This window comes from Endozoicomonas sp. 4G (assembly GCF_023822025.1).
GTDB lineage: Bacteria > Pseudomonadota > Gammaproteobacteria > Pseudomonadales > Endozoicomonadaceae > Endozoicomonas_A.
The window spans coordinates 391,374-414,035 of sequence record NZ_CP082909.1 but is presented as its reverse complement, the minus strand read 5'-3'; the positions used below and the strand labels follow the sequence as shown (position 1 = coordinate 414,035).

Here is a 22,662-nt window from a genome sequence, read left to right as displayed (position 1 = left end):
GAGGTCTTACCACGATTACCCTTCAGGATGATTTCGTGGTAAACCTACCGGGAGTCCGGCCACCAGGTTTGCGCTTGGCAGGACTCTAAGATACCAACTGGAAAAAGACTGAATGAAACTGACTCTGCCACGATTTAATCAAGCCAGGGTTCTAGTGATCGGCGACGTTATGCTGGATCGCTACTGGCACGGCGGCACCTCCAGAATCTCCCCTGAAGCGCCTGTACCTGTTGTTCGTGTCAACCAGATAGAAGACAGACCTGGTGGCGCTGGCAACGTAGCCCTGAATATTGCCTCCCTCGGTGCCCCGGCCTGGTTGATCGCTGCCACCGGCAATGATGAAGCAGCCGACGCTCTGAAGGCCCGCCTGGAAGCGGCCGGAGTCTACTGCGACTTTGCCCGGCTGAAAGATATTCCCACCATCACCAAGCTCAGGGTGATCAGCCAGCATCAGCAGCTGATTCGTCTGGATCACGAAGAAGCGTTCTCCGGTCTGAGCAGCGACATTCTGACCGAAAAAACGGCGAACCTGCTGGCAAGCATCGATGCGGTTATTCTTTCTGATTACAACAAAGGCACCCTGCAAAACCAGCAGCAGCTCATCGAACTGGCTCGTACCCAGGGCATCCCGGTCCTTGTTGACCCCAAAGGTACAAACTTTGAGCGTTACCGCGGGGCAACGGTCATCACTCCAAACCTCCATGAGTTTGAAACCGTGGTCGGCCACTGCCGGGACGAGCAGGAGTTGATTACCAAAGGCCACCGGTTGCTGGATGAGCTGGAGCTTGAGGCCATACTGATCACCCGCAGCGAGCACGGCATGACCCTGATTCGCAGAGACGAACAGGAACTGCACCTGCCAGCCCGGGCCCGTGAAGTCTTTGATGTAACCGGTGCCGGAGATACGGTTATTTCGACTTTGGCCACTGCCCTCGCGGCTGGGGCTGACCTGCCCAAAGCCGCCGCCCTGGCCAATATTGCCGCTGGTATCGTGGTCGCCAAGCTGGGTACGGCAACGGTGAGCATGCCCGAGCTGCGCCGCGAAGTGAACAGAGAACTGGGAGCAGAGCGAGGTGTTATCACCCCGGACCAGCTCAAGATTGCCTTGGAAGATGCCCGGGCCCATGGCGAAAAAATCGTCTTCACCAATGGTTGCTTCGACATTATTCATGCAGGCCACGTCGGATATCTGGAGCAGGCCCGAAAGCAGGGTGACAGGCTGGTACTTGCCATCAACAGCGATGCTTCGGTAAAAAGATTGAAAGGTGAAGGCCGCCCCATCAACTCGGAAGATCGCAGAATGGCGGTACTGGCAGGCCTTGAAGCGGTAGACTGGGTCGTTTGCTTCGAAGAAGATACCCCTGAAGATCTGCTGAGAATGGTCAAACCCGACGTTCTGGTCAAAGGCGGTGACTACACCATAGATGAAGTCGTCGGCGCCCCTATCGTCTACGAATACGGTGGTGAGGTAAAGGTTCTGGCGTTCCTGGACAACTGTTCAACAACCGCCATTGTTGAAAAAATCAGAAAAGACAAGACTTCTGAAGAGACCGCCTGATGCTTTTGCCATGAACTAGCAGGATTGCCGTCAACTTTTCGACAGTTGACGGCTATCTTCTCCAAAACCCGAGGATAGTCGTTTACTATAACTCTGCCCTCTATAATAAGTTGAGCGAACTCAGAGATCCAGGGATAGAATAATGGGTATTATCAGCGGCGGCGAAAAGGTTTCTATCAGCCCAACATGGTCCGAACATGGTCAACAGAAAGTTGAGAAACCTAAGGGCCATCACAAAGGCTCTTCAATTTCTTCCGTTGAAGATGCCGTCCCCCAAAATGGAAAAGGTAAGAAGCTGCCGAAAAAAAGCCTCTTCTCCAGAAGTGTCAGCAATTCCGATAAGGCCACAGCTAAAGAGAAAAAAGCCGCAGCTAAAGAGAAAAAAGCCACTGAAAAAAAAGCCGTCAAAGCATTTAAACTGGCATTGAATGATGTCAAAAAAGCAGTAAACAATAAAAATGGCAGTTATGAGTCTGTTCTGAGAACGATTAAAAAACACGCCAGAAATCAGGGTGAAGTGGAAGATCTGTTAGCTAACCTGACCAAAAAATCCGAAAAATCCGGACAGCCAGACCTGCAACCTCATGTTCAAAAGGCTTTCAAAGAAGCCGGTTTTTCCATAATGCTGCTAGAGGCACGATATAACGCTCATCAACCCTTAAAAGAGGCACCAAACCTTGGTGAGCCTTTCAGAAAAGGACTGGATAAGTGCATGCAACAATTGCGGGCTCAGCGAGAAGAACTGAAATTCTCCAATTTTCCAGACTCCATTCGAAACCAGCTTAAATCTTGCCCTGCGCTGTCTGAATACTTAGTGGAAGGAATACCCGACTCAAAGGCATTTTCTTCTGTTGGCAGACCATACCCTAGTATTCAGGCTCAGGCTATTCTTACCTGCCAGTGCTTTGAGCAGGCTCACCAAATTAAAAAAAATCTGGGCAAGGCGGTAGCGAGTAAACAACTCCCCCCTAAGACAAAGGTCAAAGTTGATAGTGCTTTGAAGGAGCTTCAGGAGATTTTAGAAGCTACACCAAAAGACCTCAAAAAACTGGAGAAGAGTTACGCTTTTAAGGGAGAGGGTTCTTTCCTGAAAACAGAATACCGGGAGGCCCTGCAGAAGAGAATTCACGAAAACACGGTTCAACCTGAAACCAAAACAGGCCCCAAAAAACCTGACAGAGCCCCACCCACCATTCCCTTCCGGGGATCTCTTACAGCGCTGACAAAAGAAAAGCCAGAGTTTACAAACGAGGCAAACTTGCTAAACAACTACTTGAATGAACTGCTGACTTTCAGCAACTCATCTGAGCTAGTGAACCTTTTAGGCAAAGAGTTCGCCGCCCATTTAGACGCAGGCTGGGACTTTGACCAGTACGCCTCCCTGTGTCAACAGGCGGTTGGAATCACTGTAGACAACCCATCAATGACAATTGCTGAAGTGATGGCAGCGGCCTATGAAAACGTGGGAACCTCGCGTGAATAAAAGCCCTTTTTCCTTAACCGAGCCGCCAGAACATCAATCAGCTGCCAAGATGACTGATGACCCTGGCACACGTCTGTGCATTGCTCTTAAGATGTGACGGATTAATAGTGCCAATCACCGCCGCCGAAGTCGCAGGATGAGAGAACACCAGCTCCATGCTTTTTTCCACCGGATCTTCACCTTCCAGACAGGCATGACCACTGGCCAGAGCCTTCTTGATCAAAATACCCTTATTGTTCTGGAGAGCGTAATCAAGCACCGGTTTCTCAGCCTGTTCCTTCAGGTTATAAGTCACCATGGCCATATCGGACTTTTCCAGGGCCATAATGCCGCCTTCAATGGTTTTGGTGGACATGCCTGACGCCAGGATCTTGCCTTCTTTTTTTAACGACTCCAGCACTTCCAGACAGCCGTACTGCTGAATAATATTGACGTCATCACCATTGGAATGCACCAGCACCATTTCAATCCGGTCGGTATTCAACCGTTTCAGGCTTCGCTCGATACTGAAACGAATATGTTCCGGGGTGAAATCGAAATGAGATTCGCCGTTCTCAAACTCCTCACCGACTTTACTGCAAATAACCCAATCGTCTCTCTGACCTTTTAGCAAAGGCCCCAATCGTTCTTCACTGGTACCGTAGGCAGGTGCCGTGTCCAGCAGGTTAATCCCCAAAGATTGAGCCAGTTTCAGTAATTCCCTGGCCTCGCGATCATCTGGAATCTTGAATCCGGCTGGGTATTTTACCCCCTGATCCCTGCCCAGCTTCACCGTTCCGAAGCCGATGGGAGAAACCTGAATATCGGTGCCTGCAATGGTTCTTGTCTCAAGCGTGTAATCAGTCATGATCGGCAAAGACCCCACTCCAGAAGGGTTGGCAGATTTCAGGATGCTGAACGCCCTCTGGCAAAGCAAAGCCTTCGTTGCCGGAAGGTAGGAGTTGCTGCTTGTTCAACACTTTAATGACCTCATCGGAAAGATTGGGCGCCAGCGCCAGCTTGGTTGGCCAGGAAACAATGCCGTTTTCTGCTTCATGAATAAAAGCAGCATCCGGTCTCAGCCGTTTGGTCTGCCTGGGTTCGGCCCGGTTTACAAACAAGGTCGCCCACTGAGCCTCATCCAGATTCACCCACGGCAATAAGGCTGCCAGCTCACGCTGGGCCACCCGGATCTGTTCTTCGGGTGTCCGCTCCATCCCATCTTCGGCAATTTCGCCCCCCAAATACCAGACCCAGTTGCCTTCACCATCCGGATGGCTGGTTACTGTCATTCTTGGCACGGGTTTGGTACCCAGACAATGGGCAAAGAGTGGCTCAGAATGACGATGCCGAACCATAATCATGTGGAGCGGCCTTCTCTGCATTTCTGGCTGGGAGAGTCCCCAGAGCTTCATCAGACCCTCGGTGCCTTCACCTGCCGTTGTAACAAACTTGCGCGCCTTGATGCGCAGGGTTTTGCCCCCGACTTTATGCTCGATGAAAGCTATTTTCTTAGCTTCGGTGACAATACGGGTATTTTCCGACCAGTCCACCTTGAGGATCCGGTCTTCCAAGCCTTTCACCAGCGCTTTGATCACCGTTCGGATATCCAGCACGATCTCATTGAGCTGATAGACTTTGCCCCGGAACCCTTCATGGCGAAAAATATCGGGAAAATCTTCCGGTTTCTTCAGCTGCTCCACTCTACCTCGCAGAGCCTTGCTGGCGAAAAACGTGGTGAGCCGGGAACCAACATCGCCGGGAGACCACAGGTACTGAGACTGAGAGAGTATAGCGGCTCCCGACAGATCAACCTCACCTTCTCCCTTCAGAGCCCGGCGCCAGCGGTCTGGCATGCCGGCAATGCACTCTGCCGCCTTGGTCAGAGTACCCGTCAGCGTGTACTTGGTGCCGCCATGAACGATCCCCTGGGACTTGATCGTCTGACCACCACCTAGGGCAGCATTTTCCAGAAGAAGGGTTTTATAGCCTTGCTGATTGAGGGTATTGAACAGCCAGAGACCGGCAATGCCTCCGCCAATTACGACAACATCTGTTTCTAGGGTCTGGGTCATATGAAATGGATCAGAGAGTAAAACAGGAAATAGAGAGCCCGCAGTATACGCCTCATACCCTTCAGACACCAATACCCCCTTCTCAACCTCTCCCTGCGAGTCACTTGCTTTTAGCCCCTGAGTCCGGCATCTTGTACAGTCTTTTTCTACCCCCATTATTGATGTACGTTGCATAAGGAGATATCTATGCGCTCTCTTTTGAACGATTTTCCCAGCCTCTCTGAGCGCTCATGGCTGAATAGACTCCTGGCGGCGACTTTTAGCCTGCTTATGATCGCGGCAGCCTCAGCTGCCGAATCAAAACCCGGACAGGCCACCCTGCAATTACCGTCCAAAACCGAGTTACTGGTTCTTGACGGCACCAATGTCAGAGACCTCGACTTCAAGGTGACGGCTGACAAGCCCATCGCTCTCAGCAATGAACGCCACCAAATTGTTTTCCAGTTATCGGCCATCGTCTCTGATGGCGGTGAGCGCAATCAATTTGTCTCTAAACCTTTTATTCTGACCTTCCATCCAAAACCTGGCGGGCACTACAAACTTGATGTCCCTGTCCTGAGAACGATGCGTCAGGCCCAAGCCATTGATAACAACCCCACCAGCAAGATTACCCTGAAGGATGCTAAAGGCGGGGCCGTTCCCTTTGAGTTTGCCATTCTGCCCAGCAAGGGCATCCAGCTGGGTCGCAACTATGCGACAGATGTTCAGAAATTTAATCGCACCGACAATCCGGCAGCGGCCACTGAGTATTCAGGCATGGGCACCTTCGCAGAACAAAACACGGGCTTTGCCAATGCGACTCAGAATGAGGCCATCTACGGCGGTGCTGCCAATAAGAATGACGACGCTCAGATGAGTGCCAGCATGTTGCGCTACTGGTTTAAAAAAGCCGACCCAAAAACCCAAAAGGCATTTGTTAACTGGGCCCGGGAACAGGTCAGCCAGTGAGACTCGACAAATTTCTCTGTGAAAGCACCGAGCTGACCCGTTCAGAAAGCAAAAGACTGCTGAAAGCCGGATCAGTGACTGTGGAAGGCATCATCGTCAAAAATCCTGCCTGTAAGGTTTCTGACGATTCCGAGATTCTTCTGGATGGCGCACCACTGAATCGGGTGGGATTCCGTTATATCATGCTCAACAAACCGGTGGATACTCTTTGTTCGACGCTCTCAGGAACAGAAGCTGAACGGTATCCATCCGTTATTGAACTGCTGGATGTCATCAAATCAGATCGCCTCAGGATTGCCGGTCGGCTGGATGCGGATACCACAGGGCTGGTGCTGATTACCGACGACGGCCAGTGGTCTCACAGAATCACATCACCGGTTAAGAAGTGCTCAAAGCGTTACCGGGTAGAATTAGCCATGCCTCTGGATCACTCAGCTATCGAACCCTTTGCAGAGGGAATTCAACTGCACGGAGAGAAAAAGCCGACCCGCCCTGCTCAGCTTGAATTTATTTCTGACCAGGAAGTATTGCTGACGATTCATGAAGGCAAGTACCATCAGGTCAAGCGGATGTTTGCCGCCCTGGGTAATCGTGTAACAGCCCTGCACCGGGAACAGATTGGCGCCATTACTCTGGATCCTGAACTTGAGGCGGGTGAATGGCGCTACCTGACTGAAGAGGAAATCAATTCTATATAGGCGGGTATTGGCAAGGTTCTACAGGCTCAGGAAGCCTGTAGAATAGCTCGGTAAACTTGCTTGGCAGTGACCATCCGGGTTTGTTCCGGACTCCGTCCGGCAAGCAGTGCGACAGAAGCCCGGGCCTCGCCAAAAGCCTTGACGGCATCCAGCAAAGTATTTCCCTCTTCCAGAAAAACAACCTGTCTGGCCAACTCCCCAACCGTCTTATCGGCATGACCATTGACCAGACAGCTGGTTATATGGCGATAGTGCACAATCCCCACCACCTCACCATCATTGACAACCAGATAACGCTTGTAAGAATGCTCACAGATGAACGCCTGAATATCCTGCACCCTGGAGTCAGAGGCCAGCCAGATCATAGGACCATCCTCCATGATCAGGGCAGCCAGCGTTTTCTGGTTCATCTTCAGAGCCAGCTCTGCCATTTTGCGCTCTTCGCGGGCTATCACACCGGACTTATTAAAGTGACGAATAATACCTTTCAGCTCATCCCGACTGGGCTCTTGATGGTTCTCAATCCTGAACAGTCTGGCCCAGACTAGCGTCATCTTGAGCATGGGGCGCAGCAGAAAACAGATAATTCTCACGAAACGGGCAGAGTGATTGAGGACTGGCTCTGCCATCTGGACCGCAAACAGTTTCGGCAGAATTTTGGCAAAGACCAACATGCAGTAAGTCAAAAGCGCAGTGAATATGGCCAAACCGGTGTCATTAAAGTATCTGGCGGCGATAGCCCCTATCATCGAACTGCCGGCAATACTGACCAGGGTGATCAGCGTGACCATGGAGGATAAGTGCGCCTCCTTATTCTTGATCACGTATTTAATATCGGCCTTATTGGCCGGCTTATTTCTGAGAATAGTGGCGAGTCTGAGATCATCAACGTAGATAATGGCAGATTCAATAATCGAAAGAATAGCTGTAACGGCAACAATCAGGCAGGCAACAGCAACAACCAGAAGCATCCTTGCTCCTCCATTTTTTTATGTGTGGGAATAAACCTTTATCGGTCACCTCATGGATAAGTTTATATTAAAATTTTACGACAGCACGCTGATTTCAGCACTGTAAAAAAGCCTTCCTTACTTTGAAATAGAACGTCCCTTTCTCGCCATGGCCTCCCACTTTTTTATTATTTTCAGCCTAATTTCTATCCTAAATCGAACATTCCTGATTACACAACCTTTTTCGTAGACTCTTGCCTTAACGTTGAGGCGGACTTGGACTTATAACTCTTGCTCACATACTCAGGCTCACTGATCCCCAGTCGTCCATTGATCACCACCGTTAATCGGAAAAACAGATTGCAAAGCATGTTGGCAAAACGGTGCAGGACATCTGGAACCTCTATGCCTTCCGCATCCACCAGCACCATCGCCCTGATCGCTTTTTTACTGAGCGAACGACACGAGTGGAGCAACTGAACAGGTCGGGGTCCGCGGGGTAACACGAAGCCTTTAATCCGCCCGGCGATCTCTTGCTGATAATGGTCAAAATGCCCGGCAAGCCATTCCAGCTGCTCCTCAAACAGAGCCTGTTTTCCCCGGATAGAGGCATTCAGGTGGAAGATTTTCGGTTGCAGCTCGCAGAGAAAATCGTAGATATCGCTGAATCGCTCGTCTCCTTCGAGTTCATAGATGGCTCCGCCCAGTGTCGTACACAGCTCATCGGTAATAATTTCGTGATCGCACAGAGATGAATGTTCGTAGATGAAGGGGTAGCAAAGCTCGCGGATGTCGCTGGATTTTTTCAGTGTCATATTGACCTCCTTACAAAAAAGCTCTCACTCCGGGAGAAAAGAGTGAGAGCTTTTTTAACATATAAAAGACATTAATCGTACAACAGACGACTTACAGCTCGGGAGTCCAGGTTAAAGTTAAAAATGCACCTTTTGGCTCACTTCTATAACCATTTGCTGTTTGGTAATCCTTATCAAACAGATTAACCACTTTCAATTCCGTAAGAAGCTCTTTGGTTACCCTGTATCCGCCTCTGACATCTACGGTCACGAAGCCAGCCAAACGTGTTGTATTTTCAGCATCATCATAAGAGTGACCTTGCGCTCTAATAGATGAACCAACAGAGAAAAGGCCAAACTGTCTATCAACATCAAGCGTTGCAAACTGCTCAGCTCTTCTGGCAAGAACCTTATCCCTCTTGGTATCTTTTGCATCCAGAACGGTTGCTGATGCTCTGATATTCCAATCATCAATTCTTTTTTGAATAACAGCCTCAATACCTTTAATTCTGGCTTCGTCAACGTTAGAAGGCACCCATATATTTGGATCGGCAGCAGAAGGAGCCCAAGCAATAAGATCCTTTATATCATTCTGGAAAAGGGCAACAGACCAGTTGCCAATCGCATGACGCCCCTTTAAAGCCAACTCAACATTATTCGAAGTTTCTGGCTTAATGTCGGGATTCCCAGATTCTGGGTAGTAAAGGTCATTAAATGAAGGGGCTCTAAAAGCGGTTCCATAGGAGGCAACTATTCTGAAGCTTTCGGGTAAGTCAACTCCCCAAGCTATGTTTCCAGTTGTGCTATAACCAAATGACTCATTTTTATCTCTACGCAGCCCGACCTGCAGATCACTCCAACCAAAGTCAGATTGATTCTGAGCAAATATCGCTGCGTTGTATCGAGAATCAACTTGCTTATTCGTTTCAGGATTAAAATATAGACTGCTGCTATCAACTTCATCCTTGTAATAATCTACGCCTAACGTCAAAAGCTGACTGTCCAGCCAAGAAATATCTCCTTGTGCCACTACTGAGTAGCGTTTAGTGTCATAATAATTCGGAGTGTAAGGAGCTTCTGGAGCAGAGTTCTTACCGAGTTGCTTGCTTTCTAACTCAGTGTATCCTGCGTCAACTCTAGTCATGAAAGACTCTGAAACAGGCACTACAGCGTAAATATTCGCCGTTGAAGATTCAAACTCTGTATAGGCGTTATATGGATATTTTTTAAACAACTTAGTTGTGTAACCATCAAACTCTGTTTTCCCCTGATTGTGTATAAAACTGAAGCCTAGCTCAGCTCCTGTTTCAAAAGTATGCGATAACTGACTAGTAAATGACTTATCTCTAAATCCATCATCATCCAGGTTTAAACCTGTATTTGCAGGGTAGTTGTCATTCGTATAGTCATATCCGGCAGTTTCAAACAAGCTAGCGCCTATGTTGAAGCGGGTGCCATTAACCTCACCACCATAGTTCACTCCTATATCACTAGTGTTTCTACTACCTGCACCAGCTTTAACTGTTAGCTTCGGATCCCCTTGACCTCTTCGTGTGAATATTTGAATGACACCACCAATTGCATCAGCACCATATAGGCTAGACTTGGGGCCGCGAACAATTTCAATTTTTTCAATCTGATCTGGAGTTAAGTATTGAAACTCAGGTGTTGCGGCAGTGGGGCTATTCAATCGCTGACCGTCGACTAACACCAATGTCTGCGAAGAACTGGCTCCACGAACAAATACAGACGGTAAAGCGCCCGGTCCACCACTTCTATTGACTTGAATACCCGGAACTTGCTTTAGAAGCTCAGTGACGTCTGTCGCCTGACTACGCTCAATATCTTCCCGCGAAATCACGGTCACCGGCGCCAGGGTTTCGTCCACCGACTGAGCCGTTCTGGTGGCCGTTACCACCACTTCATCCAGCTGGGTCACTTCTTCACTGGCCTGAAGTGTACCTGCCAGACCGGCTGTCGCCAGTGCAACGGTAATACGCAATGTACTAGACATGGAATTATTCCTCATGTGTGTTTTACGGAGCCTTTGAAGCCTTGGCGGGACTTTCTTTTCTAACGCTCTCAAGTTGTTGGCAAAGGGATTCGGCAGCATCCAGCACCCTGGGTGAGGGTCTGGAAATCAGGTTCGCTTCAACGGTAAAAAGATAGTGCTGTGCCACTGCCCGCAGGTCGCTCCATTGCGACCAACGCGCTTCAATAGTTTTGCCGTCTTTAAGGTTGTTGGAGCTGACAATGACTTCAGGGTTCTTGCTAAGAAGGGATTCCATAGTGACTTGGGGAACCCGCACTTTTGAGTCAGCATAGATATTCTGGCCGCCACAAAGTGCTATCACCTGCCCGATAATCTGGTCGTTACTGATACTCATCAGCGGCTTGTCCCAGATCTCATAAAAGACAGTGACAGGCTTTTTAACCTGATAGTGTTTCTTGATGGCTTGGTAGCGAGCCAGAAACTTTTTCGCTTCTTTATCGGCGACTGCCGAGGTACCAAACAATTTGCCCAGTCGCCTGATAACCGATGCGATATCAGGAAAACTCAGCGGGTCAATGTAAAAAACCGTGATCCCCAGGGATTCCAGTTTTGAAGTAACTTTCGGACTGTTGCCCCCTGCCCAGGCCACCACCACATCTGGCTTCATGGCGGCAATGGCTTCAACGCTGATATTGGGAAAGCCACCGATGCGGGGAATTTTGGCGACGGCGGGCGGGTAGTCGCTGTGATCGTCAACCGCTACCAGCTGTTTGCCCGCCCCCGCGGCGTAGATCAACTCAGTCGAACCGGGGGAAAGGCTGATTATTTTTTTGACGAGCTCAGGGACACAGACTTTTCTTGCCAGATCGTCTGCTACGCAAATCTCTGAAGCCTGCAACAACGTCGTATAACCAGAAAATACCAAAACAGCCAGCCAGATAGCAGGCATAAAATACCCTGCAAGCTTTCCTTGAGTTTGAGATTTTCGCAGGCAACAGAAAATATTTTTCATCGCTTTGAGTGGTGACTGATCTCACTACCGGTCAGCCGTTTTTATAGGCTGAGCCGGTGTAGAGTAAAAATTTCGTAAAGGCCGGACATACTACCCGAACCTTCGTTTTAAATCATCCCCTCATTGCGAAAAGCGAAATTACTCCCCGACTTTTGATGTGGGAGAAGCCTGCCAGAGCACTTCGCCTTCGTTCTTTCTGGCGCAATGCCTTGAAAGCACATACATCACATCGGATAACCTGTTGAGGAAAGTGATGAGAGGGGCATTAATTTCAGCACCGGATTCTCGCAGTCGAATCACAGCACGTTCGGCCCTGCGGGAAACCGTTCTTACCATGTGACAATGGCAGGCGACGGTGCCACCACCCGGCAGCGTGAAATTTTTCAATGGCGGCAGGTCTTCATTCAATTCGTCAATCAATAACTCCATCACTGTCGTATGTTCTTCCTGAATCAACTGATAGCCCGGCATGGCCAGCTCGCCACCGACATCAAACAGCCGATGTTGAATCTCGCTGACCTGACTCAGCTGCGCCTTGGTTAAATCGTCCGATTGCCTGAGCACATTCAGCAACATGCCCATCCAGCTGTTGGTCTCATCAACAGAGCCGATGGCTTCAATTCGATCATCGGCTTTTGATAATTCGTCACCGCTGCCTATCCGGGTGGTTCCCTTGTCGCCAGTGCGGGTATAGATTTTGGTCAGGCGATAGCCTTTGCGTTCTTCTGTCATTTTAAAGATCCCTCGGACATAATTTATTTAAATCAATACGTTGCTCAACGGCATCTGCCATTCGATTAATACCTTCTTCCCTGAGCACATGGTAGTCCACTGTCGCCCATTGTGTGAGACCCGCCCAGGTTAACAGAGCATGGCAGGCTTCGGTGGTTTCGAAGATGCCATGCAGATAGGTACCGAAAATCTGACCATCTTCAGACAGGACACCATCCACCCCCTGTTTCAGTTGAATAAGAGGATTGTCAAGAGCCGGACCTTCGGTAATACCCGCATGGATCTCATAACCGGTGACCGGAACCTTTTCCATGTCAGGAAGGGAGAGACTGCCCACCACCTGTTGCAACTGTTTTTGAGGGGCTATTGTGGTGTCCAGATTCAGTAACCCCAATCCTTCAGTACTGCCCGGTGCTCCCTCAATACCTTGGGGATCGTGCACAGCGTTACCCAACATTTGATAGCCCCCGCAGATGCCCATCAGTTTTCCGCCATAGCGAAGATGTCTGAGAATATCCCTGTGCCATTGATTTTCCCTCAGAAAGTCGAGATCGGTCCGGGTATTTTTGGAGCCGGGAATAATAATCAGATCCACTGGCGGAATGGCTTCACCTTTGCCCACAAAGTGAATCTGAACATCCGGTCTCAGCCGGAGAGGATCAAAGTCGGTGTGATTACTGGTACGGGTCAGTATAGGGATCGCGATGTGTAAAACCTCATCGCTATCGTCGGAAACCTGTTGCGATTCAATGGCATCTTCAGCTTCCAGATGCAGGCCGTGGAGATAGGGAAGAACCCCCAGCACCGGTTTACCGGTTTTTTGCTCCAGCCATTCCAGACCGGGTTCCAGCAGCTTGATGTCACCTCTGAAACGATTGATCACAAAGCCGACAACTCGCTTCTGCTCCGATTCCGACAACAGGGCCAAGGTTCCGTACAGATGAGCAAAGACCCCGCCTTTATCAATATCAGCCACAATAATAACCGGGCAGTCGGCGGCTTCTGCAAATCCCATATTGGCAATATCCCTGTCACGGAGATTGATTTCTGCCGGACTTCCCGCCCCTTCAACCAGCACAAAGCGGTATTGATCTGCCAGCCTGCGCCAGGATTCCAAGACTGACTCAAGCAATTCGGGTTTACATTGGTGATAAGTTTGAGCGTTCATTTCCCCGATAGAACGACCATGGACGATCACCTGCGCACCAATATCGGAGTTGGGCTTCAGCAACACCGGATTCATATCGGTATGGGGTTCGAGGCCCGCCGCTAAGGCCTGCAATGCCTGCGCCCGGCCAATCTCACCGCCGTCCGCAGTCACCGCACTGTTCAGCGCCATATTCTGTGGTTTAAAAGGAGCCACTGAAATGCCCTGCCTGTACAGAGCCCGGCAAAGTCCGGTAACCAGAGCACTTTTACCCGCATCACTGGTGGTTCCCTGAACCATGAGCGTGCGCTGCTCTGCCGGTGTTGAGTGATTCATAAATGCGAGAATGCCAGCCCTGACAAAAGCGGTGAGGATAAATCTATTTCGAGTCAGGTACCATCTGTTAACATAGCGGTCAGTCTAATTTCAAACGAATTCATTCTTCGCATGAGTCGATTCTTATATTCATTTTTATTGTATCTGGCGGTGCCTGCCGTCCTGATCAAGCTGGTTCTACGTGCCAGAAAATCTCCTGCTTATGGCTATCGCTGGAGAGAACGCTTTGGTTTTATTAAAAAGTTGCCTGATGACAAGCCGGTCATTTGGGTTCATTCCGTTTCTGTGGGTGAGACCATCGCCAGTGCACCCATGGTGAAAGCCTTAATGAATCAATACCCCGGCCACCACTTTGTCGTCACCACCATGACGCCCACCGGCTCTGAGCGTGTTAAAAAAATATACGGCGACCGTGTTTCTCATGTTTATTGCCCTTACGACCTGCCCGATGCCCAAAACCGGTTTTTAAATCGGACGCACGCCAAAATGGCATTAATCATGGAAACTGAGCTCTGGCCCAATACTGTTGCCGCCTGTAAGGCCAGAAACATTCCGGTGGTGATCGTCAATGCCCGGTTATCGGAGAAGTCGGCCCGGGGTTATGCAAAGCTGGGCTCACTGACTCGAAACATGATGCAGAATATCCATCAGGTAGCCTGTCAGAATGAGAATGACGGTGAAAGATTCAAGCAGCTGGGTTTGCCTGCTGAACGTCTGGCCATTACAGGCAGCGTTAAGTTTGATCTGACGGTGGATGATGAAATCAATAACAGTGCAGCGTTGCTTAAATCGACATGGGAATCGGGATTAGGCCACAAAGTGCACATACTGATTGCTGCCAGCACCCACGATGGCGAAGACAAACCGGTTCTGGATGCTTTTCGCAAAATACACGAGAAATTACCTGATACTCTGTTGCTGCTTGTTCCCCGACATCCCGAACGTTTTGACCCTGTCTTTGAGCTGTCAAAGAGTCTGGGATTTAACACTATAAGACACAGCCAGGCGACAGAAACGACGACCGATACCCAGGTGATCATCGGTGACACCATGGGTGAGTTGATGAAGCTGTATGCAACCTCCGACATCGCCTTTGTCGGGGGCAGTCTGATTGAGAACGGGGGCCATAACATGCTGGAACCCGCTGCCCTGGGGCTACCGGTTTTATCCGGTCCCAGTGTCTACAACTTCACAGACATCAGTCAGCAGCTGGAAGACGCTGGCGGTATGAAGACCGTAGAGAACTCGGAGCAACTGGCAGAAGTGGTATACAACCTGCTGACAGACGATGCTGCCAGAAAAAAGATGGGTAGCCAGGCTCAAACCTTTGTGGAAGGGAATAGAGGTGCATTGCAAAGGCTTTTGAAACAGGTGTCGGAAACGATTGATGCGCTTGGTTAAACAAGCAGGTTTTTATTGACTGGTACACGGTTTCAGTGTAATAGACGTGTTCCCTCTATCAATGGCACCGAAACTCCGCTCAGGATGCACGGTCGAAGGGCGCTCAGGACGAACGGAGCTTGGATGCCATTGGATGCAATGACTTGAGGCAGAACGATGGTTTTCAGAAAAATAGTAACCGCTTTAGCTTTCCTGACTGTATCGGTATGTTATGCGGATGCATCGGTATGTTACCCTGATTCACTAATGACTGTTAAGACAAACAGCTTGCCATTATCGGATTCATTTAAGGCTTACATTGAAAATAACCTGTCACAGGCTTTGAACAAAAGGTGTTCTACTCCAGAACGTATTTCTGCGTTAATTCAAAATGAATTATATTCAATTGGTTATGTTGCAACACCGGAGGATGCTGCTTTTTCGGTGCAGTATATCTTCGATAAAAAACTCTCTGGGAATCAACTGATTACTTCGGATGCCTGGTCACCAACAGTAAAAGTTTTTAGCAGTTATCATGACCAGATAGACTGTGGAGCAGGCTTGGGAGTAAAAGAAAAAGACTATTTATCTATGAGCCAGCGTAAGCTTTCTCGCTTTGTTAGTGCATTCAACAGAGAATTGAATGGCTATGAGCTAGGAAGTGGCTTGTTTTTTATATTGGTTCAGCCAAGCTCGCAGTTCCCGGGAAAAAAGAATATATTTCATTGCGATGCCCTTTATTCAAAACGCAGGTAGAGGAAAGGTTTTAAATCACAGCATCGTCACATGAAAATATTTCCAGTTATTTCTCCTGGTTCGCCAAGCCACCTTTGAACTAAATCATTTCCTCGTTGTCATTAAGACAGTAGTTTTAGAATCATATAATTCGCACACTCTCTTGAGATTGCCTGAAATACTGTCAGGCAGGATTGAACAGGCTGGCTAAATAAGCTGTCTTCAGGAAAGGTATTAACAGCAAGTATATGTGCATGGAGGATAAGAAATATGGATATTAAACCTACAGGCTTACAATCCGGCACATATTCCCAGCCCGGAGCAGAGGGTGTCGAATCTTCTGAAATAGCTCAAAGCTCCACCACAAAATTTTCGGTTAAACCCTCAAGGTTTGTATCATTTTTGCCACCAGGTTCTGCACCTGATTTAAAACCTTTAAGTGCAATCAATACTGACTTCAAACCGAGATGGATAGGTAAATCTGTTTCGTCCAGATGTGTATCCTCTTTGCCATCAGACGATGAGAGGAAATCAGGTTTAAATACTGTCCCGGACTACGATTTAAATCGTTGGATCGATCATCTCAACTCTATACGCCCGATAAAACCCGCTTACAAACCCTTCCCAAAAAGCCTGAGCACTAAGCCCATGGCTGAGCAATTCGCTGAGAATACAATTAACTGGCTCCAGCGTGTTAACACACCCTACGCTGAACGGGAATCAGTTACGACAATTTTTTATAATCAGGTGTGCGATCTTAGAGTAAAAGCAAATAAACGTTTGGGTGTTTTTTATCGTGAGGATTATAGGGATCACGAGCTTCCTGAACTGTCAAAAAGTTTCAAACCCGTGTTGCACTCACTACCGGAATATTTTGACACGAAGCACGTGATTAGTTTTGTATCAACGGATAATGGGCATAAACCAAGCGAGTGTCTGAATGCTTTTTTTCATGGCCCCACCACTGCAGACTGTGCAACGACCCTTTTGGCCTGCCAGTATCGGGCCATTGAAACCATCATTGGCTCCAGCGAATTCGACCGCATCTTTGGCGCACCGGTCTCAAAGTTCAGAATTTCCGCCGACCTTTTCAGTCACATCAGCCAAAGTTCTGAATTGCTCGCATTTAAAGGTAAATATGTAGATCCGATCAATTTAAGCAACCCGCTCTTCCGTCTGTTTAATAATCTTGAGTTTTACGAAGATTCATGGAGCACTGAGCAGTCAGAACAGGAGATAAAAAAAGGTGATATTCTCTATATTGAGGGCGTAAAAGACTACGATTTGAAGCACGCAAGCGGTTCTGCTGTCGGTTTTAATCTGGTATGCACCGGGCAAAACAGCAGCGGACAGAATCTCTATCTGGGGTTTGATCCAGATGAATTTGATGAACCGAAAACCTACGACCAAGTCAAAAGAATACTGATTGATGGCTACAATGAACCGCAGGGTTCTGACACAATCCTTGCCATTAAAGGAAAAACGAGCTATAGAGAGCTGGCCGGCGATATCAAGCCCTATGACCACCCTATTGGTGGTATCACTATTGCGGCTCGCTTTAATACTAAGTTCTGGGAATGTTTTTTGTCCGAGTGCGATCAAGTCTGGCATCGTCAACCGCTTTTGCCTGTCTCTGCGACGATGGAACCAAAGCCGGTGCACCAGGGGTCAAAGTTCCACACTGAAAATCTTGACGCTGATATAGATCAATTCGAACACCGCTCAACACAGCAGGAACTGATGTATGAGACGGCGCGGAAGTTCACGCACGCTGTGATTAATAATCAGGGTGAAGCCTCAAAGCCCATGGGACTGTTCCTGACCGGATCACCAGGATTGGGAAAGACACATCTTTGTGTAGCCGTTACCAAAAAAGCAGCCGACTATGGTCTCAACACCCTGTATCTAGACGCAGATAAGGCAGGTAAACTGTATCAGTACTTTCAGGGTGATGAATGGGATAGCAAGATCGAGGGAATGCTTGCCGGTAAAGATTTGATGGTGATCGATGATACCAACGGCGATTACTTCAGCGACCAATTTCTGGCAAAAGCAATGAAACATGTGATCGCTGAGAATAAAGCTATCATGGTCAGTTCAAATCATCATATTCCTGTCAAAGCGGCATGCCCCGTCGATATTGATCCCTTAACCGGGGACGCCCATAATTTTCTTTACCTGAGCGATTTGCAGGGAGACAGTTACCGTTCCCAATGGTGGCACAGCCCTGAAGTACAGGCTGCTGATGCACTATCGCAACTGGCTCAGTATCAAGGCCGCAATGCGGCAGGGGTGATCACTGAACAGGCTGTATCAATAAACGAAATAGCCAAAGAACTCGGTATTCCAATCGAACAGATCCGCCAGGTGGGTCACCCCTATTTACCCGGAAAAGCGGTTGTAAGCGAGGAGTACCATTTCAGCCATTTATCCAAAACAGAGCATCAGGCTGTTTTTATGGAGTGTAATGTTACTGGTGATAGTATTCATATCATGCAATTCTTGAATGTTATTCAGAAAGTACACGACGAAGGATTGAAGCTGGTGGTCAAAACCAATGACCGCTTATTATTGTTAAAAGCTGCACTGGATTATTTAAAATTTGATCAAGAGAATGAGATCCGTATCAGAGAGCGGCTAGAGCATATGTTCCCGGATTTTGCGGAATCCGGGCAGCAGAAGTTGGCAATGAACTAAATCATTTCCTCGTTGTCATTAAGACAGTAGTTTTAGAATCATATAATTCGCACGCTCTCTTGAAGTTGCCTGAAATACTGTCAGGCAGGATTGAACAGGCTGATTAAATAAGCTGACTTCAGGAAAGGTATTAACAGCAAGTATATGTGCATGGAGGATAAGAAATATGGATATTAAACCTACAGGCTTACAATCCGGCACATATTCCCAGCCCGGAGCAGAGGGTGTTGAATCTTCTGAAATAGCTCAAAGCTCCACCACAAAATTTTCGGTTAACCCCTCAAGGTTTGTATCATCTTTGCCACTAGGTTCTGAACCTGAGTTAAAACCTTTAAGTGCAATCGATACCAATTTCAAAGCGAGGCGGACAGGTACACCTGTTTCGTCCAGGTGTGTATCACATTCGTCATCAGACGATGAGATGGAATCAGATTTAAATACTGTCCCGGACTACGATTTCAGTCTTTGGAACAAACATCTCAACGCTATACGTCCGATAAAACCGGCTTGCAAACCCTTCCCGAAAAGTCTGAGCACTGAGCCCGTGGCTGAGCAATTCGCTAAGCATACAATTCACTGGCTCCAGCTTGTTAACACACCCTATGCTAAACGGGACTCAGTTAAGACACGCTTTTATCATCAGGTGGACAATCGCAATTTTAGAGTAGAAGAAAATAAACGTTTGGGAGTTTTTTATCCTAAGGATTATAGGGATCACGAGCTTCCCGCACTGTCAAAAAGTTGCAGATTCGGGTTTCACTCACTACCGGAATATTTTGACACGAAGCACGTGCTTAGCTTCGTATCAAAGGATAATGGGCATAAACCAAGTGAGTGCCTGAATGCTTTTTTTCATGGCCCCACCACTGCAGACTGTGCAACGACCCTTTTCGCCTGTCAGTATCGGGCCATTGAAACCATCATTGGGTCCAGCGAATTCGACCGCATCTTTGGCGCACCGGTCTCAAAGTTCAGAATTCCCGCCAACCTTTTCGGTCACATCAGCCAAAGTTCTGGATTGTGCGCATTAAAAGGTAAATATATAGATCCGATCAATTTAAGCAACCCGCTCTACCGTCTGTTTAATTATCTTGAGTTTTGCACAGATTCATGGAGCACTGAGCAGTCAGAACAGGAGATAGAAAAAGGTGATATTCTCTATATTGAGGGCGTAAAAGACTACCATTTGAAGCACGCAAGCGGTTCTGCTGTCGGTTTTAATCTGGTATGCACCGGGCAAAACAGCAGCGGACAGAATCTCTATCTGGGGTTTGGTCCGAATGAATTTTATGAACCGAAAACCTACGACCAGGTCAAAAAAATACTGATTGATGGTTACAATAAACCACAGAGTCCTGAGACAATCCTTGCTATTAAAGAAGGGAAAACGAACTATACAGAGCGGGCCAGCGATACCGTGCCCTATGACCACCCTATTGGCGGTATCACTATTACGGCTCGCTTTAATACTGACCTCTGGGATCTTTTTTTATTCCAGTGCGATCAAGTCTGGCATCGTCAACCGCTTTTGTCTGTCACTACGACTATGAAACCAAAGCCCGTGTACCAGGGGTCAAAGTTCCACACTGAAAATCTTGACGCTGATATAGATCAATTCGAACACCGCTCAACACAGCAGGAACTGATGTATGAGACGGCGCGGAAGTTCACGCACGCTGTGATTCATAATCAGGGCGAAGCCTCAAAGCCCATGGGACTGTTCCTGACCGGATCACCGGGACTGGGAAAGACACATCTTTGTGTAGCCGTTACCAAAAAAGCAGCCGACTATGGTCTCAACACCCTGTATCTAGACGCAGATAAGGCAGGTGATCTGTATCAGTGCTTTCAGGGTAATGAATGGGATAGCAAGATCGAGGGAATGCTTGCCGGTAAAGATTTGGTGGTAATCGATGATGCCAACGGCGGTTACTTTAGCAACCAACTTCTGGCAAAAACAATGAAACATGTGATCGCTGAGAATAAAGCTATCATGGTCAGTTCAAATCATCATATTCCTGTCAAGGCTGCATCCCCTGACTATATTGATCCCATAACCGGATATGCCCAGAACTTTCTTTACCTGAGTGATTTGCAGGGAGACGGTTACCGTTCCCAATGGTGGCACAGCCCTGAAGTACAGGCTGCTGATGCGCTATCGCAACTGGCTCAGTATCAAGGCCGCAATGCGGCAGGGGTGATCACTGAACAGGCTGTATCAATAGACGAAACGGCCAAAGTACTCGGTATTCCAGCTAAACAGATCCGCCAGGTAGGTCACCCCTATTTACCCGGAAAAGCGGTTGTAAGCCAGGATTACCATTTCAGCCATTTATCCAAAACAGAGCATCAGGCTGTTTTTATGGAGTGTAATGTTACTCGTGATAGTGCTCATATCACGCAGTTCTTGAATGTTATTCAGAAAGTACACGACGAAGGATTGAAGCTGGTGGTCAAAACCAATGACCGCTTATTATTGTTAAAACGGGTACTGAATTTTTTACAACTTGATCGAAATAAGGAGATCCGTATCAGAGAGCGGCTAGAGCATATGTTCCCGGACTTTGCGGAATCCGGGCAGCAGAAGTTGGAGCCTGACCGAGAATAGCGTCCGACCAGGCGCCCCCCGTTAATGCAATGCTGCCCTAATTAAATCCATCGTTATTTTATACTCACGTTCCATACTAAAATCAGTACACATCATTAAAAAACGCTCATCGCTTTCCAACAAAGTGTAGAATTTTAATAAAAAATCTTTTGCCCTTGCACTGACTTCTTTCTCTTCCAGCCCGTCTAATTCAGAAAAAAGTACATGTTCTTCCTCATCAAGTATTTTTCCGCTTTCATGAAATGGGAAGTAACCCACCCCTTCACAACGAGCCATTGACCGATCTAAATCCTGCTCCTCAGCTTGTATAGAACAACCTTGCGCACGGCGACGCAGTCGTTCCTTCATATTTCTCACAAAGAGCTTTTTTGAAGGGACTGGAACTGGCTGCTCTATGGAAGATAACGATGCGAAGTACAGTTTTAGCATATCCAGATTACTATTCAACACTGGATAAGAAAAAACCTCTCCGACTCGTCCACTGAGTCGAAACTCTTTTAAATGCACCTCATCAATGAGGGCGGTCAGACTGTTGAACGCATTATAGAGTGGTGAAGAATTAGCATTGTATGAGTACAATACAGAAATAATAAAAATAATTCGAGTAATTACAATGGCTATATGATTTTTCATGTGCTTTTCAGGTTTCTTTACGTTGAACAATAACCCTGAAATCTAGCACTTTTTTATTATTTTGCAGGAAAATAATAGCGCTAAATCCGAATTAACTGAACGGAACAGGGTTTGGTTGCTCAGGATTGTACCAAGGTTGCCGCTCATAGCTGGCATCTTTTGTTCAGGCTGCAATGTTAATGTAATGCAGCCCTTATTAAATCCATCGTTATTTTGTACTCATTTTCAAAGCCCAAATTAGTACAGGTTGTTAAAAACACCTGATCATTTTCCAATGACTCGAACATTTCTGATAAATGCTCTTTTGCCTTTTCGTTGATTTCTTCATTTTTTAACTCATCTATGCCAGAAAATTTTACACATTCCGGTTTACTCAGTCGTACTCCATTCTCGTCGAATCGATAGTAAGCCACTCCCTCACTCCTCAACACACTCCTTGCTGACGCTTGCACCAAAGGATTAATAGTGCCTCCTGGCAGGCAGCGTAAGTCTCGTTGTTTAAGACTGTTTGCATAGAGGATTTTTGAAGAAACTTTACCCGGCAGGTTTCTGACCTGCAATGAAGCCTGATATAACCTTAACAATCGAAAACTATCTGGTAATGCTACATTATTATAAGAAAAATAAGGTTCGCTCTGTTGACCCAATCGATCTCGTTTTATATCTATCTCATCAATAAGGGTCATTAAACTATTGATCGCATCACAGAGTGGTGATGCATTGGCATTGTATGAATACAAAACAGAAATAATAAAAATAATCGGAGTTATTACAATGGCTCTGTGATTTTTCATGCGCTTTTCAGGTTTCTTTACTTTGAGCAATAACCCTGAAATTTAGCACTTTTTTATGATTTTGCAGGAAATAATAGTGCTGAAGTCAGCACTATTATTCTGTCAAACAT

18 protein-coding genes are annotated in these 22,662 nt (G+C 47.6%); 8 read left to right on the top strand and 10 right to left on the bottom strand.

All coding sequences use genetic code 11. The features are described from left to right. Positions 1 to 112: 112 nt before the first annotated feature. Entirely contained in the window at positions 113 to 1,558 is a 1,446-nt protein-coding gene (hldE, locus tag K7B67_RS02005) for a bifunctional D-glycero-beta-D-manno-heptose-7-phosphate kinase/D-glycero-beta-D-manno-heptose 1-phosphate adenylyltransferase HldE (protein ID WP_252178699.1), read from the top strand. Positions 1,559 to 1,700: 142 nt separating this feature from the next. Continuing rightward, positions 1,701 to 3,041, top strand: a complete 1,341-nt coding sequence (locus K7B67_RS02000; protein WP_252178698.1) for a hypothetical protein — start codon at positions 1,701 to 1,703, stop codon at positions 3,039 to 3,041. 37 nt (positions 3,042 to 3,078) lie between these two features. On the opposite strand, the gene K7B67_RS01995 is transcribed toward K7B67_RS02000, so the two are convergent. Beyond that, positions 3,079 to 3,888, bottom strand: a complete 810-nt coding sequence (locus K7B67_RS01995) for an aldo/keto reductase (RefSeq protein WP_252180515.1) — start codon at positions 3,886 to 3,888, stop codon at positions 3,079 to 3,081. After that, complete coding sequence (locus K7B67_RS01990; RefSeq protein WP_252178697.1) at positions 3,881 to 5,269, bottom strand: FAD-dependent oxidoreductase; 1,389 nt, start codon at positions 5,267 to 5,269, stop codon at positions 3,881 to 3,883. The genes K7B67_RS01995 and K7B67_RS01990 overlap by 8 nt, the downstream gene beginning before the upstream one ends. A 12-nt stretch (positions 5,270 to 5,281) precedes the next feature. Here K7B67_RS01990 and K7B67_RS01985 point away from each other — a divergent pair, with 12 nt between their 5' ends. Beyond that, positions 5,282 to 6,043 (top strand): DUF2057 domain-containing protein, encoded by a 762-nt coding sequence (locus tag K7B67_RS01985; protein WP_252178696.1) that lies wholly within the window; start codon positions 5,282 to 5,284, stop codon positions 6,041 to 6,043. Continuing rightward, positions 6,040 to 6,741: a 16S rRNA pseudouridine(516) synthase RsuA gene (rsuA, locus tag K7B67_RS01980; protein ID WP_252178695.1), complete on the top strand. Its 702-nt coding sequence runs from the start codon at positions 6,040 to 6,042 to the stop codon at positions 6,739 to 6,741. Before K7B67_RS01985 ends, rsuA begins: the two co-directional genes overlap by 4 nt. Positions 6,742 to 6,767: 26 nt before the next feature. Here the strand turns inward: rsuA and K7B67_RS01975 are convergent, their stop codons facing one another. The 6 genes from K7B67_RS01975 to K7B67_RS01950 all read right to left on the bottom strand — a co-directional run bounded on the left by K7B67_RS01975 (position 6,768) and on the right by K7B67_RS01950 (position 13,705). Continuing rightward, positions 6,768 to 7,712, bottom strand: a complete 945-nt coding sequence (locus tag K7B67_RS01975; protein WP_252178694.1) for a CNNM domain-containing protein — start codon at positions 7,710 to 7,712, stop codon at positions 6,768 to 6,770. A gap of 209 nt (positions 7,713 to 7,921) precedes the next feature. Continuing rightward, positions 7,922 to 8,506, bottom strand: a complete 585-nt coding sequence (locus K7B67_RS01970) for a cobalamin adenosyltransferase (RefSeq protein ID WP_252178693.1) — start codon at positions 8,504 to 8,506, stop codon at positions 7,922 to 7,924. A 91-nt stretch (positions 8,507 to 8,597) separates the two neighbouring features. Further along, positions 8,598 to 10,499 (bottom strand): TonB-dependent receptor, encoded by a 1,902-nt coding sequence (locus K7B67_RS01965; protein ID WP_252178692.1) that lies wholly within the window; start codon positions 10,497 to 10,499, stop codon positions 8,598 to 8,600. Between the two features lie 22 nt (positions 10,500 to 10,521). After that, complete coding sequence (locus K7B67_RS01960; protein ID WP_252178691.1) at positions 10,522 to 11,427, bottom strand: cobalamin-binding protein; 906 nt, start codon at positions 11,425 to 11,427, stop codon at positions 10,522 to 10,524. Positions 11,428 to 11,628: 201 nt separating this feature from the next. Then, positions 11,629 to 12,222 (bottom strand): cob(I)yrinic acid a,c-diamide adenosyltransferase, encoded by a 594-nt coding sequence (locus tag K7B67_RS01955; RefSeq protein WP_252178690.1) that lies wholly within the window; start codon positions 12,220 to 12,222, stop codon positions 11,629 to 11,631. Position 12,223: 1 nt separating this feature from the next. Next, positions 12,224 to 13,705, bottom strand: a complete 1,482-nt coding sequence (locus K7B67_RS01950) for a cobyric acid synthase (RefSeq protein WP_252178689.1) — start codon at positions 13,703 to 13,705, stop codon at positions 12,224 to 12,226. Positions 13,706 to 13,816: 111 nt separating this feature from the next. On the opposite strand from K7B67_RS01950, the gene waaA reads away from it, so the two are divergent. The 4 genes from waaA (at position 13,817) to K7B67_RS01930 (ending at position 21,125) form a co-directional block, all read left to right on the top strand. Further along, entirely contained in the window at positions 13,817 to 15,106 is a 1,290-nt protein-coding gene (gene waaA, locus K7B67_RS01945) for a lipid IV(A) 3-deoxy-D-manno-octulosonic acid transferase (protein WP_252178688.1), read from the top strand. A 156-nt stretch (positions 15,107 to 15,262) separates the two neighbouring features. Further along, entirely contained in the window at positions 15,263 to 15,841 is a 579-nt protein-coding gene (locus K7B67_RS01940) for a hypothetical protein (protein ID WP_252178687.1), read from the top strand. Between the two features lie 249 nt (positions 15,842 to 16,090). Further along, positions 16,091 to 18,517 (top strand): ATP-binding protein, encoded by a 2,427-nt coding sequence (locus K7B67_RS01935; protein ID WP_252178686.1) that lies wholly within the window; start codon positions 16,091 to 16,093, stop codon positions 18,515 to 18,517. Positions 18,518 to 18,683: 166 nt separating this feature from the next. After that, a complete protein-coding gene (locus tag K7B67_RS01930) occupies positions 18,684 to 21,125 on the top strand; it encodes an ATP-binding protein (RefSeq protein WP_252178685.1) in 2,442 nt (813 codons plus the stop codon). A 21-nt stretch (positions 21,126 to 21,146) separates the two neighbouring features. On the opposite strand, the gene K7B67_RS01925 is transcribed toward K7B67_RS01930, so the two are convergent. Both K7B67_RS01925 and K7B67_RS01920 read right to left on the bottom strand, forming a co-directional pair. After that, the gene (locus K7B67_RS01925) at positions 21,147 to 21,758 is read right to left on the bottom strand and encodes a hypothetical protein (RefSeq protein ID WP_252178684.1); all 612 of its coding nucleotides are present in this window, start codon (positions 21,756 to 21,758) and stop codon (positions 21,147 to 21,149) included. Between the two features lie 176 nt (positions 21,759 to 21,934). Then, a complete protein-coding gene (locus K7B67_RS01920) occupies positions 21,935 to 22,552 on the bottom strand; it encodes a hypothetical protein (protein ID WP_252178683.1) in 618 nt (205 codons plus the stop codon). Positions 22,553 to 22,662 lie beyond the last annotated feature (110 nt).